Genomic DNA, 15708 nt, shown 5'->3' with positions numbered 1-15708 from the left:
TGTGAGCTCCGTGCGGAGATCTCGGACGCAGCACCCCACTATGCCTGTGGAGTTGAGGGCGAACGGCGGCGGGGTGGTGAAGGTTTCGTCACCCCGCCGCCGCCCGCTGCCCGCCTACTGGCGTTGCCAGTCCTACTGGCCGGCGTACTTCTTGCTGACCGCGTCGTAGATCCCCTTGGCCTCCTTGCCGAGGCGCGGGCCCGCGAGCCAGCCGGCCGTCACCGGGCCGATCGACGTGTTCGACACCAGCGACGGCTTGCCGCTGGAGCCCTGCGCGATCCAGCCGCCACCGGAGGAACCGCCGGTCATGGTGCACCCGATGCGGTACATCGTCGGCTCGGCCTTCGCGAGCGAGAGCCGGCCCGGCTTGTCGGCGCACTGGAACAGCGTCTGGCCGTCGTACGGCGGCGCAGCCGGGTAGCCCTTCGCCGTCAGCGTCGCGATCTTCGGCACCGCGGGCGCGTTGAAGTCGACCGGCACGGCCGTACCGACCGCCTCCTCAAGGGACTTCCCCTCGCTGCCCTTCTCCGGCGTGACCTGGATGACCGCGAAGTCGTACGGCGCGCCCTGCCCGCCCGTCGGACCGCCCTGCTCGATCCACTGGTCGGACGTCTGCGCCCACGCGCCCCACCAGACGCCGTACGGAGCGACCTCTTCCTTGGTGGCGGTCTTGAGCTGCTCGTCCGACAGGCCCGCGTTGTTGTACGAGGGCACGAAGGCGATGTTGCGGTACCAACCGCCGTTCTTGCCGGCGTGCACGCAGTGGCCCGCGGTCCACACCATGTTCGACTTGCCCGGGTGCGCGGGGTCCGTGACGACCGTCGCCGAGCAGACCATCGAGCCCTCGGGGCCGTCGAAGAAGAGCTTTCCGGCGTACGGCGCGCTGTCGTGGTACGGCGTGCCGACAGCCGCGGCCTTCACCGGCTGCGGCGTCGGGTCCGTCACGCCCTGGTCGCCCGAGATGTCGTTGTCGTCGACCTCGTTGTCCGGGTTCTTGTCGGCGTCACGCATCCGGTCCGGGTCCCACAGACCGTCGATGATGGGGTTGACGTAGTCCTGCGCCTCACGCAGCCACTTGTCCTTGTCCCAGTTCTTCCACTCGCCGTTCTTCCACTTGTCCAGATCAATACCGTGCTCCTTGAGCCGGTCCTTGATGTCGTCCGGGATCTGGATCTTGTCACTGCCGCCCTGCGTCGCGGACGCGGTCGGCTTCGAGTCCGCGTTGTCGTCGCCGGGACCGCACGCGGTGGCGGTGAGCGCGAGCGCCGCACCGATGGCGAGAGCGGCCGCCACGGGGGAGGTTCTGCGGCGCGCGCTCCTCCCGCGCTGAACGGTCAAGAGCGGACGTATGGGTCGCATGTCGTGAATCCCCCTGGGCTTCGAGAACTGTGCAGTGCCGGCCGCCGGCGGTCGTGAACCCGTCGCGCCACGCTGGGCACTTGATGTGCCTCGCTGCCCCGCGACCGAACCCTCCGCCCTCCGTCGAACGGCAACCCACCCTATGCGCGCGCTGTGGGGGACTACCCACGGAACGGCAACGGTTCCGTCACGGCATGGATCTTCCAAGGACAAGGAATTTCCGCCGACCCGTGATCCAGCGCAGTCACCGTCGTTGGTACGTACGGGGGATTCGCCGTCGTCGCTCGGTCCTTGGGGTTCCGCCCCGGACACCCATACGTCAACTGATCCCCCCGTACCGAGAATTCGACCGGATCCAGCGGGATCCAGGGGAGGACCAACAGTCGTGGCCGTCACCGAGCCTGCGCCCGCGGCGGTGTCCGCGGGGTATGAGGGGGGCGCCGCCCGTGAGGGCGCTGCCCAAGAGGGAATCCTGCGGCGGCAGTCCGCGCGGGAATCGGCGGCCCGCACCTATGCGCGCGCCCTGCCGATCGTGCCCGTGCGGGCACGCGGCCTGACGATCGAGGGCGCCGACGGACGCCGGTACCTCGACTGCCTCTCCGGTGCGGGCACGCTGGCCCTCGGCCACAATCACCCTGTCGTGCTCGAAGCGATCAGACGCGTACTCGACTCCGGCGCCCCCCTGCATGTGCTCGATCTGGCCACCCCGGTGAAGGACGCCTTCACGACGGAACTCTTCCGTACGCTGCCCGCCGGGCTCGCCGAGCGGGCACGGATCCAGTTCTGCGGACCGGCCGGCACCGACGCGGTGGAGGCCGCCCTGAAACTCGTCCGCACGGCCACTGGCCGCAGCGGAATGCTCGCCTTCACCGGCGCCTATCACGGGATGACTGCGGGGGCGCTCGAAGCGTCCGGCGGGGCGCAGGACGTCAGAGTCGCGCGGCTGCCCTTTCCACAGGACTACCGCTGTCCCTTCGGTGTCGGCGGTGAGCGCGGCGCCGAACTCTCCGCGCGCTGGACCGAATCCCTCATCGATGACCCCAAGTCGGGGGTGCCGCACCCCGCCGGCATGATCCTCGAACCCGTCCAGGGGGAAGGCGGGGTGATTCCCGCGCCCGACGCCTGGATGCGCCGGATGCGTGAACTCACCGCGGCACGCTCCATCCCGCTGATCGCCGACGAGGTCCAGACCGGCGTCGGCAGGACCGGCGCGTTCTGGGCCGTCGAACACAGCGGCGTGGTGCCCGACGTCATGGTCCTGTCCAAGGCGATCGGCGGCAGCCTTCCCCTGGCCGTCGTCGTCTACCGGGACGACCTCGACGTGTGGCAACCCGGGGCCCACGCCGGCACGTTCCGCGGGAACCAGCTCGCCATGGCCGCCGGCGCCGCGACCCTCGCCTATGTCCGGGAGAACCGTCTCGCCGAACGCGCCGCCCTCCTGGGCGCCCGCATGGTGGGCCAGCTCCAGGGCCTCGCCGCCGAACACCCCTGCATCGGGGACGTGCGGGGCCGCGGCCTGATGATCGGCGTCGAACTGGTCGACGTAGGCGCCACCCAGGACCCGGACCGGCCAGCCGCATCCGACGTGAGCCCACATCCTCCCGCGCCCGCACTCGCCGCGTCCGTGCAGCGCGAATGCCTCCGCCGTGGACTCATCGTCGAACTCGGCGGCCGCCACTCCAGCGTCGTACGCCTTCTGCCGCCCCTCACGATCACCGATGAACAGGCTGCCGCCGTCGTCGAGCGTCTCGCCGACGCCCTGGCCGAGGCGGCCCGCACCCATCGCGGATAGCCCAGCCGGGACCGGCCCCGCCCTGAAGCCCCACACCCACCAGGCCAGGGCCACCACGACACGGACCACCACGGACAGCAGCGGAACACCGGACAGTCCGGACCACCGCATCACGGAGTCAACTACCCCACAAGGAAGCCCCGTTGAACGCCAATCCCGCACCCGACGACCGACACCGCCCCCAGGCGACCGGAGCCTGCGACACGCAGCCCCAACTCGCCCCGGAACGCGGGACGGTCCCCCGGCAGAAGGACGGCAGCCAGGAGGCCGAGCATCTGCACGGCTCCACCGCCGACCTGCTGGAGCATCCCGACCCCGGCACCGCGGCCCAGGCCGCGGCCGTCGAGAACCTGCTCCGCTGCTGGGTGCGGGAGAACGATCTGGCCGAACCCCCGCACGGCACTCTGCGTATTCCTCTGCCCGCAAGTGGCACCGCCCTCCTCATCCCTGTCCACTACTGGTCCGCGACCGGCTGGCACCGGTTCGGCATGCCCCATCTCCAGGACGGCCCACTGGACGCCCCGCGCGTCGACGCCGTCACGGTCGCCGCCCTCCTGAGCCGCGAGGCATCGGGCCCGGGAAGCGCGGCCGAGGTGGGTGGTGGTGTCGGTGTCCAGGTGAGGGGCGGCGGCGGAAGCGGCGGTGATGCCCCCCGACGGGAGGGCGCCGTTCCGGGGTCGGCGGGCACGCCGGACACCGCATCCGGCGCCCCAGGCGGGCCGGAGTCGCCGACACCGATTCCGACTGCCCTGGCGCCGGCTCCGACCGCCTCGGCGCCGAACCCGAGCGTCTCCGCGCCGCCCACGCCGAACGTCCCGGCCACCCCCGAGGCCGTCGCCGTTACCGCCGCACCCGAGGCCCCGCGTCCGCACGCCGACCCCGTCGCGCAGCCCGACGTCAGCGGCGAGACCTCTTACCCGGAGGCGCAGGCCCCCCGCCCCGAGGCCACACGCCCCGAGCCGTCTCCCCCCGCCACCCCTAACCCCTCCCACCCCACCCCCTCAGGCGACGGAGCCGACCTGGTGGGGCGCGTCGCTGACTCGATTCGCCGCACCGCCGACTTCATCGCCCACCGCCGCAGCAACCCCCGCGACACGACCGACCTCTTCCTGGCCGCCGAACAGTCCCTCCTGCTCGGCCACCCCCTGCACCCCACCCCTAAGAGTCGCGAGGGCCTGTCCGAGGCCGAATCCCGGCTCTACTCACCCGAGTTGCAGGGATCCTTCCCTGTGCACTGGATGGCGGTGAACCGCTCGGTGCTCGCGATGGACTCGGCCTGGACCCAGCGGGGCCGCCCACTCCCGGCAGACCAGCTCACCCTCCAACTCGCGGGGACGGAACTGCCCCTGCCCGACGGCCACGCCGCGCTGCCCCTGCACCCCTGGCAGGTTCGCGAGCTCAAGCACCGCCCCCAGACTGCGGCCCTCCTCGACGCCGGCCTTCTGCGTGACCTCGGTCCGCACGGCGCCTCCTGGTACCCCACCTCCTCCGTCCGTACCCTCTACCGGCCCGATGCGTCGGCCATGCTGAAGCTCTCGCTCGGCCTGCGCATCACCAACTCCCGTCGGGAGAACCTCCGTAAGGAACTCCACCGCGGCGTCGAGGTCCACCGACTGCTGTGCACAGGGCTCTTCGAGCAGTGGCAGGCCGCCCACCCCGGATTCGACATCGTCCGCGACCCGGCCTGGCTCGCCGTCAACTGCCCGGACGGCGAACCGGTGCCCGGCCTGGACGTGATGATCCGGAACAACCCGTTCGTACCCGGAGACGACGCAGCCTGCATCGCCGGCTTCGTGTCACCCAGACCCCCGGCCGCGCCCCACGGGCAACGGGACCGCCAGCTCATGCGCTCCCGCCTCGCCGAGACGATCACCCGCCTCGCCGGCCGCACCGGACGCCCCCGCGGCGCTGTCGCCGCCGAGTGGTTCCTGCGCTACCTCGAACACGTCGTACGCCCCGTGCTCTGGCTCGACAGCACCGCCGGCGTGGCCCTGGAGGCCCATCAGCAGAACACGCTGCTGCTGCTCGACCCTGAAGGCTGGCCCGTCGGCGGCCGCTACCGCGACAACCAGGGTTACTACTTCCGCGAGTCCAGGCGCGCCGAGCTGGACGGCCGGCTGCCCGGCATCGGCAGCCACAGCGACACCTTCGTCTCCGACGACGTCACCGACGAGAGGTTCGCCTACTACCTCGGGATCAACAACGTCTTCGGTCTCATCGGCGCCTTCGGCTCCCAACAGCTGGCGGACGAAAGGCTGTTGCTCGCAGCCTTCCGCGGGTTCCTCTCCGATGTCGCGTCGGGCCCGGACAAGCTCCGCACCCCACTGCCCGGATACCTCCTCGACTCCCCGGCCCTGCGCTGCAAGGCCAACCTCCTCACCCGCCTGCACGGACTCGACGAACTCGTCGGTCCCGTCGACACCCAGTCCGTCTACGTCACCATCGCCAACCCCCTCCATTCCTGAGGAACATGCCCCACCCCATCCGCTGAGAGGAACGTCGCCGTGTCATCCACCGACGCGCGCACCGACGCCGGAGCCACGCCCGCCACCGCCCCTACTGATGCCGTCACCGACGAGATCGCCGACACGGGCCCCGGCGCCGACGAGCCCACAGGCTCCGACCCCGGCGCAGGCGCGGACGCCGCCGACACCCTGGACCTGCGTCTGCCCGACGAACTCCTCGACCTGATCGCCGGACAGGGTGGAACCGGCGGACAGGCCAACGGCAGCGCAGGCCAGGGGAGCGGTGCAGGCCCCTCCGGGTACGGGTACACAGGTGACGGAACGCGAACACACGCACCCGGCGGCACCTCGACGGCCCTGGCGGACGACGACCTGCTCGACAACGTCGGAGCGTGGGGACCGGTCACCACACGTTCCGGCGTCTTCCAGCTGGTTCCCGTCCGTATTGAACGCGACCTGCCGCTGATCAGTCGCTGGATGAACGACCCAGCCGTGGCCGCCTTCTGGGAACTTGAAGGCCCGGAGAGCGTCACGGAGAACCATCTCCGCCCCCAACTGGACGGCGACGGGCGCAGCGTCCCCTGCCTCGGCGTACTGGACGGCACCCCGATGAGCTACTGGGAGATCTACCGCGCCGACCTCGACCCACTGGCCCGCCACTACCCCGCCCGCCCGAACGACACCGGTGTTCACCTCCTCATCGGTGGTGTCGCCAACCGCGGCCGAGGACTCGGCACAGGACTGCTCAAGGCCGTCGCCGACCTCGTACTCGACCACCGCCCGCCCTGCGCTCGTGTCGTCGCAGAGCCGGACCTCCGCAACACCCCCTCCGTATCAGCGTTCTTGAGTGCTGGTTTCCGCTTCTCCGCCGAGGTGGACCTCCCCGACAAACGGGCCGCACTGATGATCCGAGACCGGGCCCTGCGCGCTCTGCTGTGAGCCCGTCACTCTTAGTACACCGCTCACCCCGATCCGGTTCCCTCCCGAGGAGTCGCCGTGCCGAATCCGTCCGAGCCCCAGACTTCCGCAGCGTCCCCCGCTCTGTACGACCCAGCGGAGCTGACCTCCGAGAACTGGGAGCGCGCAGCAGCCCGGCTGCTGGCGAAGATGATCGGCGAGTTCGCGTACGAGGAGATCATCGAACCGAAACGTGAGCCGGAGCCGTGGCCGGAGCCGGAGCATGGGCGGCCGGGTCCGGGGCCAGGATGGACAGACCTCTACACCCTCCCCGTCGAGGGCGCCCACATGCCGCCCGGCAGCGCGTTCCGGTTCAGGGCCCGCCGGGGCGCTTACGGCAGCTGGCTCGTAGATCCCGGCAGCATCCAGTGGATCGCCGGCCTACCAGACGAGATCGCCGGCCGCCCCGCCGAGACCGTCGGCCGCGCCGCACAGACCGACAAGGACGCGGACAAGGACGCGGAAGCCGCCGAGCCCAAGCCCTCGCTCCCCGCAACAAACCCGCCGGAACGCTTTACCGACCCCCTCGTCTTCCTCCTCCGCGCCAAGCACGTCCTCGGCCTCGACGGCGCCACGCTCGGGCATCTCATCCGCGAGCTCACCGTCACCCTCGCCGCCGACGCCCGTCTCGACCACACCGCGCTCACCGCGGCCCAGCTCGCCGAGCTCGGATACGCCGAACTGGAAGGCCACCAGACCGGCCACCCCTGGCTCGTCCTCAACAAGGGCCGCCTGGGGTTCTCGGCCTCCGACACGGCCCGCTGGGCCCCCGAGGCCCGTATCCCCGGGGCCCTCCCGTGGATCGCCGTCCACACGAGGATCGCCGCCTACAGAGGCGTCGCGGACCTGGCGACAGCCGATCAGCTGTACGACCGCGAGCTCTCCCCGGCGGCGCGGGACTCCTTCGCCGAAGCCCTCCGGGAGCGCGGCCTGGACCCGCAGGCCTACCTGTACCTACCAGTACACCCGTGGCAGTGGAACAACATCGTGCTGCCGCTCTTCGCCGGCCCCGTCGCGACGGACGCCATCGTGGCGCTCCCCACCGACGGCGACGTGCGCCTGCCCCAGCAGTCCATCCGTACGTTCCTCAACATCTCGCGCCCCGACCGCCACACGGTGAAGCTCCCACTGTCCGTACTCAACACCCTTGTGTGGCGCGGCCTGCCCACAGAGCGCACGCTCGCGGCACCGTCGGTCACGGCGTGGATGCACTCCCTCCGCAAAACAGACCCCTTCTTGAAGGACGATTGCGGGGTCATCCTCCTGGGAGAGGTGGCTTCGGTCGCCGTCGAGCACCCCGCATACGACGGCCTCGAAGAAGTCCCGTATCAGTACAAGGAGTTGCTGGGCGCCATCTGGCGCGAACCGGTCTCCCGGTATCTCGCCCCCGGCGAGCGGGCCCGCACCCTGGCCTCCCTGCTCCACGTGGACCCGCACGGCCGGGCATTCACCGGAGAGCTCGTCGCCCGATCCGGGCTGACCCCCGAGGTGTGGTTGCGCCGGCTCTTCGCGGCCCTGCTGCCCCCGCTTCTGCACTTCCTCTACCGCTACGGCACCGTGTTCTCCCCGCACGGGGAGAACGCCATCGTCGTCTTCGACGACCACGACGTGCCGGTGCGGCTCGCGGTGAAGGACTTCGTCGACGACGTGAACGTGAGCGCCGAGCCGCTGCCCGAACACGACCGCATGCCGCACGACGTACGCGAGATCCTGCTCACCGAGCCGCCCGCCTTCCTGACCCAGTTCATCCACTCAGGGCTCTTCGTCGGCGTCTTCCGGTATCTGGCGCCCCTGTGCGAGAAGCAACTGGGGGTCACGGAAGAGAAGTTCTGGTCCCTGGTGCGCGCAGAGATCGTGCGGCATCAGGCGCGCTTCCCCGAGCTCAAGGAGCGGTACGAGATGTTCGACCTCCTCACTCCCCGTATCGAGCGGCTCTGCCTCAATCGCAACCGACTGCACCTGGACGGTTACCGCGACCGGTCGCAGCGCCCCCACGCGGCCGTGCACGGCACGGTGCCCAATCCACTGCACCAGCCTTGATCGCGGGATTGTCAGTGGTGCCCCGTAGGGTGGTCGAGCTATGACGAAGCCCTCCCTCCCCGAGCTCCTGCACGCCGCCGTCGCCGCCGTCGGCGGTACGGAACGACCTGGCCAGGTGACCATGGCCGAGACCGTCGCCGAGGCGATCGACGGCGGTTCCCACCTGCTCGCACAGGCAGGCACAGGTACCGGTAAGTCCCTCGGTTACCTGGTCCCTGCCCTGGCGCACGGGGAGCGGGTCGTGGTCGCGACGGCCACGCTGGCCCTCCAGCGCCAGCTCGTCGAGCGGGATCTGCCGCGCACGGTCGACGCGCTGCACCCCCTGCTGCGCCGGCGCCCCCAGTTCGCCATGCTCAAGGGCCGGTCGAACTATCTGTGCCTGCACCGCCTCCATGAAGGAGCCCCGCAGGACGAGGAGGAGGGGCTCTTCGACCAGTTCGAAGCGGCCGCTCCGACCAGCAAGCTCGGCCAGGACCTGCTGCGGATGCGGGACTGGGCCGACGAGACGGAGACCGGCGACCGGGACGATCTGACCCCCGGAGTCTCCGACCGGGCCTGGTCCCAGGTGTCGGTCTCCTCCAGGGAGTGCCTGGGCGCCACCAAGTGCGCGTACGGACAGGAGTGCTTCGCCGAGGCGGCCCGAGAGCGGGCCAAGCTCGCCGATGTGATCGTCACGAATCACGCGCTCCTGGCGATCGACGCCATCGAAGGAGCGCCTGTCCTGCCGTCCCACGAGGTACTGATCGTGGACGAGGCGCACGAGCTCGTCTCCCGGGTCACGGGTGTGGCGACCGGAGAGCTGACCCCGGGGCAGGTGAACCGCGCGGTGCGCCGGTCCGCCAAGCTCGTCAACGAGAAGGCGGCCGATCAGCTCCAGACCGCAGCCGAGGGCTTCGAGCGGCTCATGGAGCTGGCGCTGCCCGGCCGTCTGGAGGAGGTCCCCGAGGACCTCGGCTACGCGCTGATGGCGCTGCGGGACGCCTCCCGGACCGTCATCTCGGCCCTGGGCACCACACGCGACAAGTCCGTCCAGGACGAGGACGCGGTACGCAAGCAGGCCCTGGCCTCAGTGGAGAGCATCCATGACGTGGCCGAGCGCATCACGAACGGCTCCGAATACGACGTCGTCTGGTACGAGCGACACGACCGCTTCGGCGCGTCCCTCAGAGTGGCCCCCATGTCGGTGTCTGGCCTGCTGCGGGAGAAGCTCTTCGCGGAGCGGTCCGTCGTGCTGACTTCGGCGACACTCAAGCTGGGCGGCGATTTCAATGGGGTGGGTGCCTCTCTGGGCCTGGCCCCCGAGGGCCAGGAGGGCGAGGGCCTGCCGCAGTGGAAGGGCGTCGATGTCGGATCGCCGTTCGAGTACCGCAAGCAGGGCATTTTGTACGTCGCCAAGCACCTGGCACGCCCCGCCCGTGAGGGCACCCGCAGCGACATGATGGACGAGCTGGCCGAGCTGATGCAGGCCGCCGGTGGCCGGACGCTGGGGCTCTTCTCGTCGATGCGCGCCGCCCAGGCCGCGGCGGAGGAGCTGCGGACCCGGCTCCCCGAGTACCCGATCCTGCTCCAAGGCGAGGAGACGCTCGGCGAACTGATCAAGGGGTTCGCGGCCGACCCGAAGACGTGTCTGTTCGGCACGCTCTCCCTGTGGCAGGGCGTGGACGTTCCGGGCGCCAGCTGTCAGCTCGTCGTCATGGACAAGATCCCGTTCCCGCGGCCCGACGACCCGCTGATGAGCGCCCGGCAGAAGGCCGTCGAGGACGCCGGCGGCAATGGCTTCATGGCCGTGGCGGCGACGCACGCGGCCCTGCTGATGGCCCAGGGCGCGGGCCGTCTCGTACGGGCGACGGGGGACCGCGGCGTCGTAGCGGTCCTGGACCCGCGGCTGGCGACGGCCCGGTACGGCAGCTATCTGCGGGCCTCGATGCCGGACTTCTGGTACACGACGGACCAGAACCAGGTGCGGCGCTCGCTGGCCGCGATCGATGCGAAGGCGACCGCCGAAGCCGAAGAGACCGCGTAGCCGCGCGGACCATGCGGACGCGTGGGCGGAGCTGCGGGCACCCGGAGCTCCGCCCACGCATCTGGCCCCGCAAACGGCAGGCCAAAGACACGGCAGGGAAAGGGCGCTCGACAGGCCCAGGACACAGCAGGGCCCCGGAACCGGCGCAGTTGGTTCCGGGGCCCGGTCAGGGGTGCGGCGTCACACTCGCCGCAGAACGGCCACCACCTTGCCGAGGATCGTCGCCTCGTCACCGGGGATCGGCTGGTACGCGGAGTTGTGCGGCAGCAGCCACACATGGCCGTCCTCGCGCTTGAAACGCTTGACGGTGGCCTCGCCCTCGAGCATCGCGGCGACGATGTCGCCGTTCTCCGCGACAGGCTGGCGGCGGACCGTGACCCAGTCGCCGTCACAGATCGCGGCCTCGATCATCGAGTCACCGACGACCTTCAGGACGAACAGCTCGCCGTCACCGACCAGCTGCCGGGGGAGGGGGAACACGTCCTCGACGGACTCTTCCGCGAGGATCGGGCCACCGGCGGCGATGCGGCCGACGAGCGGGACGTACGACGCGGCCGGCTTGCCCGCGGTGTCCGTGGGCTGCGCGCTCGGCTGGTCGGAGCCACGGACCTCGTAGGCGCGGGGGCGGTGCGGGTCCCGGCGCAGGAAGCCCTTGCGCTCGAGGGCCATCAGCTGGTGCGCGACCGACGAGGTGCTCGACAGGCCCACCGCCTGGCCGATCTCCCGCATCGACGGCGGGTAACCACGCCGCTGCACGGAGTCCCTGATCACCTCGATGACGCGGCGCTGCCTGTCCGTGAGCCCCGAGCTGTCCGCCCGGATTCCGGGAGGTCGGCCCGGCAGGGAGCGCGCGGGCTTTGGCCCCTCCGCGCTCATGGATGCGTCATTCATGGCATGCACCGGCTCGAGTCGGCCCTGGGAACGGTCCTGGGCAGTGATGGTGGCGCTGTCTGCGGTGGTGGTCACGTCGGTCGGCCCCTCTCGAGATGTTCTCCCTAGCTAGCCAACGGTAGTTGCTTTCGAAAGGTTGCGCCAAACACACGTTCGAGTGAAAAATCGTAGATTGCTTGTCGTGATCATGTGCCTGGGTGTATGCCTTGCGCTTCGCCGGAGTGGCAATTCGGTTCATTACGGTACGCTTCACCGCCGAGGTCGTGACCCACTCCGTGGGGCTCCCAGTGTGCCATCCGGTGGTCCGTCAACCCGGAACCGGCCCCCTCTCCGTGTGCCGCCGCCCGTGATCTGCGCGCATCCGTCATGGGCGCGCTCCCGCCCCGGTGTTCGCGAGGTGAAAGCGACACGCGTGGGGGCGAATTTGCGACCAAACCCCAGATCTAGTGGTTGGATTGCATCAGCAGCCCAGAAGTTGTGGTCCCCGGTCCGTCGCGGTCTCCGTCATCGCCTATGCTTGGGGCTGCTTCGAGGGGCCTGAAGGGCCTCCCGAGGCCATTGAGTCGTGCTGTGAAGGAGGGTTGGAGTTCCATGCACTGCCCCTTCTGCAGGCACCCCGACAGCCGTGTCGTCGACAGTCGCACCACCGACGACGGCACGTCGATCCGCAGGCGCCGCCAGTGCCCCGACTGCTCCCGTCGTTTCACGACCGTGGAGACGTGCTCGCTCATGGTGGTCAAGCGGAGCGGGGTGACCGAACCCTTCAGTCGTACGAAGGTGATCAACGGCGTCCGCAAGGCATGCCAGGGTCGCCCCGTCACCGAGGACGCCCTCGCCCAGCTCGGCCAGCGGGTCGAAGAGGCGGTGCGTGCCACCGGCAGCGCGGAGCTGACCACTCATGACGTGGGTCTGGCCATACTCGGCCCGCTTCAGGAACTCGACCTCGTCGCCTACCTGCGCTTCGCGTCCGTGTACCGGGCGTTCAATTCGCTGGAGGACTTCGACTCGGCCATCGCGGAGCTGAGGGAACAGCTGCCCGGTGTGAGCCGGGGTGGCGCGGGCGGAGAGCGCGAACCATGTGACTGCGGGCCCGGAGGGACTGTCGAAGTCCCCGTGCCCGCCACCGCTGCCGACTGACCGGCCCAGGGGTCGGTCGGCGGCCATTCAGACCTGTTGCGGGCGGCAAGAGCGGCGTCCGCAATACAAGACACACACCGTGCCACGGGAAGATCGAGGCACTTCGGGGCGTTTTAGCCCGGTATAGGGAGGCGGCATGACAGAGACGACGAGTGGCCCGGCACGAGGTTCCCGCGCCAAGGGAGCCAAGGCCAACAAGGGGCTGCGTATCGAGCGCATCCACACGACTCCCGGCGTGCATCCGTACGACGAGGTGGAGTGGGAGCGCCGTGACGTCGTCATGACCAATTGGCGCGACGGCTCGATCAACTTCGAGCAGCGTGGCGTCGAGTTCCCCGGCTTCTGGTCGGTGAACGCGGTCAACATCGTCACCAGCAAGTACTTCCGCGGCGCGGTCGGCACCCCGCAGCGCGAGGTGAGCCTCAGGCAGCTCATCGACCGGATCGTGAAGACGTACCGAAAGGCCGGAGAGGACTACAAGTACTTCTCCTCGCCCGCCGACGCCGAGATCTTCGAGCACGAGCTGGCGTATGCCCTCCTGCACCAGATCTTCAGCTTCAACTCTCCGGTGTGGTTCAACGTCGGTACGCCGCAGCCCCAGCAGGTCTCCGCCTGCTTCATCCTGGCCGTCGACGACTCCATGGAGTCGATCCTCGACTGGTACAAGGAAGAGGGCATGATCTTCAAGGGCGGCTCCGGCGCCGGCCTGAACCTCTCGCGGATCCGTTCCTCCAAGGAACTGCTGTCCTCGGGCGGCAACGCCTCGGGTCCCGTCTCCTTCATGCGTGGTGCCGACGCCTCCGCAGGAACGATCAAGTCGGGTGGCGCCACGCGCCGCGCGGCCAAGATGGTCATCCTCGATGTCGACCACCCCGACATCGAGAACTTCATCGAGACCAAGGTGAAGGAAGAGGAGAAGATCCGCGCGCTGCGTGACGCGGGCTTCGACATGGACCTGGGCGGCGACGACATCACGTCCGTCCAGTACCAGAACGCCAACAACTCGGTCCGTGTGAACGACGAGTTCATGAAGGCCGTGGAGACCGGCGGCAAGTTCGGTCTGCGCGCCCGGATGACCGGTGACGTCATCGAGGAGGTCGACGCCAAGTCGCTCTTCCGCAAGATGGCCGAGGCCGCGTGGGCGTGTGCCGACCCCGGCATCCAGTACGACGACACCATCAACCAGTGGCACACCTGCCCAGAGTCCGGCCGGATCAACGGCTCGAACCCGTGCAGCGAGTACATGCACCTGGACAACACGTCCTGCAACCTCGCGTCGCTGAACCTGATGAAGTTCCTGAAGGACGACGGCAAGGGCCACCAGTCCTTCGACGTCGACCGCTTCTCCAAGGTCGTCGAGCTGGTCATCACCGCGATGGACATCTCGATCTGCTTCGCGGACTTCCCGACGCAGAAGATCGGCGAGAACACCCGCGCCTTCCGTCAGCTGGGCATCGGCTACGCCAACCTCGGCGCCCTGCTGATGGCCACCGGCCACGCGTACGACTCCGAGGGCGGCCGCGCCCTGGCCGGTTCCATCACGTCGCTGATGACCGGTACCTCGTACAAGCGTTCCGCCGAGCTCGCCGCGGTCGTCGGCCCGTACGACGGCTACGCCCGTAACGCCGAGCCGCACCAGCGCGTCATGAAGCAGCACGCCGACGCGAACACCAGGGCCGTCCGCATGGACGACCTGGACTCGCCGATCTGGGCCGCCGCCACGGAGGCCTGGCAGGACGTCGTCCGCCTCGGCGAGAAGAACGGTTTCCGCAACGCGCAGGCCTCGGTCATCGCCCCGACCGGCACCATCGGTCTCGCGATGTCCTGCGACACCACCGGGCTCGAGCCCGACCTCGCCCTGGTCAAGTTCAAGAAGCTGGTCGGCGGCGGCTCGATGCAGATCGTCAACGGCACCGTCCCGCAGGCCCTGCGACGCCTGGGTTACCAGGAGGAGCAGATCGAGGCGATCGTCGCCCACATCGCCGACAACGGCAACGTGATCGACGCCCCCGGCCTGAAGACCGAGCACTACGAGGTGTTCGACTGCGCGATGGGCGAGCGTTCCATCTCCGCGATGGGCCACGTCCGCATGATGGCCGCCATCCAGCCCTGGATCTCCGGCGCGCTGTCCAAGACGGTCAACCTGCCCGAGACCGCCTCGGTCGAGGACGTCGAAGAGGTCTACTTCGAGGCGTGGAAGATGGGCGTCAAGGCGCTCGCCATCTACCGCGACAACTGCAAGGTCGGCCAGCCCCTCTCCGCCAAGACCAAGGAGACGGAGAAGGAGGCGGTCACCGCCAAGGCCGAGGAGACCATCCGTACCGCGGTCGAGAAGGTCGTCGAGTACCGTCCGGTCCGCAAGCGTCTGCCCAAGGGCCGCCCGGGGATCACCACCTCCTTCACCGTCGGTGGCGCCGAGGGCTACATGACCGCCAACTCCTACCCGGACGACGGTCTCGGCGAGGTCTTCCTGAAGATGTCGAAGCAGGGCTCCACCCTCGCCGGCATGATGGACGCCTTCTCGATCGCCGTCTCCGTAGGCCTGCAGTACGGCGTCCCGCTGGAGACGTACGTCTCGAAGTTCACGAACATGCGCTTCGAGCCGGCCGGCATGACGGACGACCCGGACGTGCGGATGGCACAGTCGATCGTCGACTACATCTTCCGCCGCCTGGCGCTCGACTTCCTGCCCTTCGAGACGCGCTCCGCGCTCGGCATCCACTCGGCCGAGGAGCGTCAGCGTCACCTGGAGACGGGCTCGTACGAGCCGTCCATCGACGATGTCGAGGTCGACGTCGAGGGTCTGGCCCAGTCCGCCCCGCTGCAGACCGAGTCCCTGAAGGCTGTCGTCGAGGCCCCCAAGGCCGAGGCCGTGGCGCCGGCTCCGCAGCAGGCGCACACCAGCGCCGAGCTCGTGGAGATGCAGCTGGGCATCCAGGCGGACGCTCCGCTGTGCTTCTCCTGCGGCACGAAGATGCAGCGTGCCGGCTCCTGCTACATCTGCGAGGGCTGCGGCTCGACCAGCGGTTGCAGCTGATCCGCTG

9 protein-coding genes are annotated in these 15708 nt (G+C 69.5%); 7 read left to right on the top strand and 2 right to left on the bottom strand.

Annotated elements, in window-relative coordinates:
• Positions 1-132: 132 nt before the first annotated feature.
• Positions 133-1359 (bottom strand): trypsin-like serine peptidase, encoded by a 1227-nt coding sequence (locus tag OHA58_RS08445; RefSeq protein WP_405477919.1) that lies wholly within the window; start codon positions 1357-1359, stop codon positions 133-135.
• Between the two features lie 385 nt (positions 1360-1744).
• Between OHA58_RS08445 and OHA58_RS08440 the strand changes: the two genes are divergently transcribed.
• From OHA58_RS08440 to OHA58_RS08420, 5 genes are all read left to right on the top strand, one after another.
• Positions 1745-3151 (top strand): diaminobutyrate--2-oxoglutarate transaminase family protein, encoded by a 1407-nt coding sequence (locus tag OHA58_RS08440; RefSeq protein WP_405477918.1) that lies wholly within the window; start codon positions 1745-1747, stop codon positions 3149-3151.
• Positions 3152-3294: 143 nt separating this feature from the next.
• Positions 3295-5616, top strand: coding sequence for an IucA/IucC family protein (locus tag OHA58_RS08435; protein WP_405477916.1), 2322 nt, complete (start codon positions 3295-3297; stop codon positions 5614-5616).
• Between the two features lie 39 nt (positions 5617-5655).
• Positions 5656-6555 (top strand): GNAT family N-acetyltransferase, encoded by a 900-nt coding sequence (locus OHA58_RS08430; RefSeq protein WP_405477915.1) that lies wholly within the window; start codon positions 5656-5658, stop codon positions 6553-6555.
• Positions 6556-6612: 57 nt separating this feature from the next.
• Positions 6613-8613, top strand: coding sequence for an IucA/IucC family protein (locus OHA58_RS08425; RefSeq protein WP_405477913.1), 2001 nt, complete (start codon positions 6613-6615; stop codon positions 8611-8613).
• A gap of 40 nt (positions 8614-8653) precedes the next feature.
• On the top strand, positions 8654-10636 hold the full coding sequence (locus OHA58_RS08420) for an ATP-dependent DNA helicase (RefSeq protein ID WP_405477911.1): 1983 nt from the start codon (positions 8654-8656) through the stop codon (positions 10634-10636).
• A 180-nt stretch (positions 10637-10816) separates the two neighbouring features.
• On the opposite strand, the gene lexA is transcribed toward OHA58_RS08420, so the two are convergent.
• A complete protein-coding gene (gene lexA / locus OHA58_RS08415) occupies positions 10817-11602 on the bottom strand; it encodes a transcriptional repressor LexA (protein WP_100591111.1) in 786 nt (261 codons plus the stop codon).
• Positions 11603-12118: 516 nt separating this feature from the next.
• Between lexA and nrdR the strand changes: the two genes are divergently transcribed.
• Both nrdR and OHA58_RS08405 read left to right on the top strand, forming a co-directional pair.
• Complete coding sequence (gene nrdR, locus OHA58_RS08410) at positions 12119-12664, top strand: transcriptional regulator NrdR (protein WP_405477909.1); 546 nt, start codon at positions 12119-12121, stop codon at positions 12662-12664.
• A 136-nt stretch (positions 12665-12800) separates the two neighbouring features.
• A complete protein-coding gene (locus tag OHA58_RS08405; protein WP_405477907.1) occupies positions 12801-15701 on the top strand; it encodes a vitamin B12-dependent ribonucleotide reductase in 2901 nt (966 codons plus the stop codon).
• Positions 15702-15708: the final 7 nt, after the last annotated feature.

The sequence above is a fragment of the Streptomyces sp. NBC_00009 genome (genome assembly GCF_045040855.1).
Lineage (GTDB): Bacteria > Actinomycetota > Actinomycetes > Streptomycetales > Streptomycetaceae > Streptomyces > Streptomyces aureus.
The sequence above is the reverse complement of the archived record's forward strand: the minus strand, read 5'-3'. Positions and strand labels throughout refer to the sequence as shown.

Bases quoted from the DNA above. Each gene is read 5' to 3' on its own strand.
- OHA58_RS08445 (WP_405477919.1), bottom strand. From the start codon at position 1,359: ATGCGACCCATACGTCCGCTCTTGACCGTTCAGCGCGGGAGGAGCGCG.
- nrdR (WP_405477909.1), top strand. From the start codon at position 12,119: ATGCACTGCCCCTTCTGCAGGCACCCCGACAGCCGTGTCGTCGACAGT.
- OHA58_RS08420 (WP_405477911.1), top strand. From the start codon at position 8,654: ATGACGAAGCCCTCCCTCCCCGAGCTCCTGCACGCCGCCGTCGCCGCC.
- OHA58_RS08405 (WP_405477907.1), top strand. From the start codon at position 12,801: ATGACAGAGACGACGAGTGGCCCGGCACGAGGTTCCCGCGCCAAGGGA.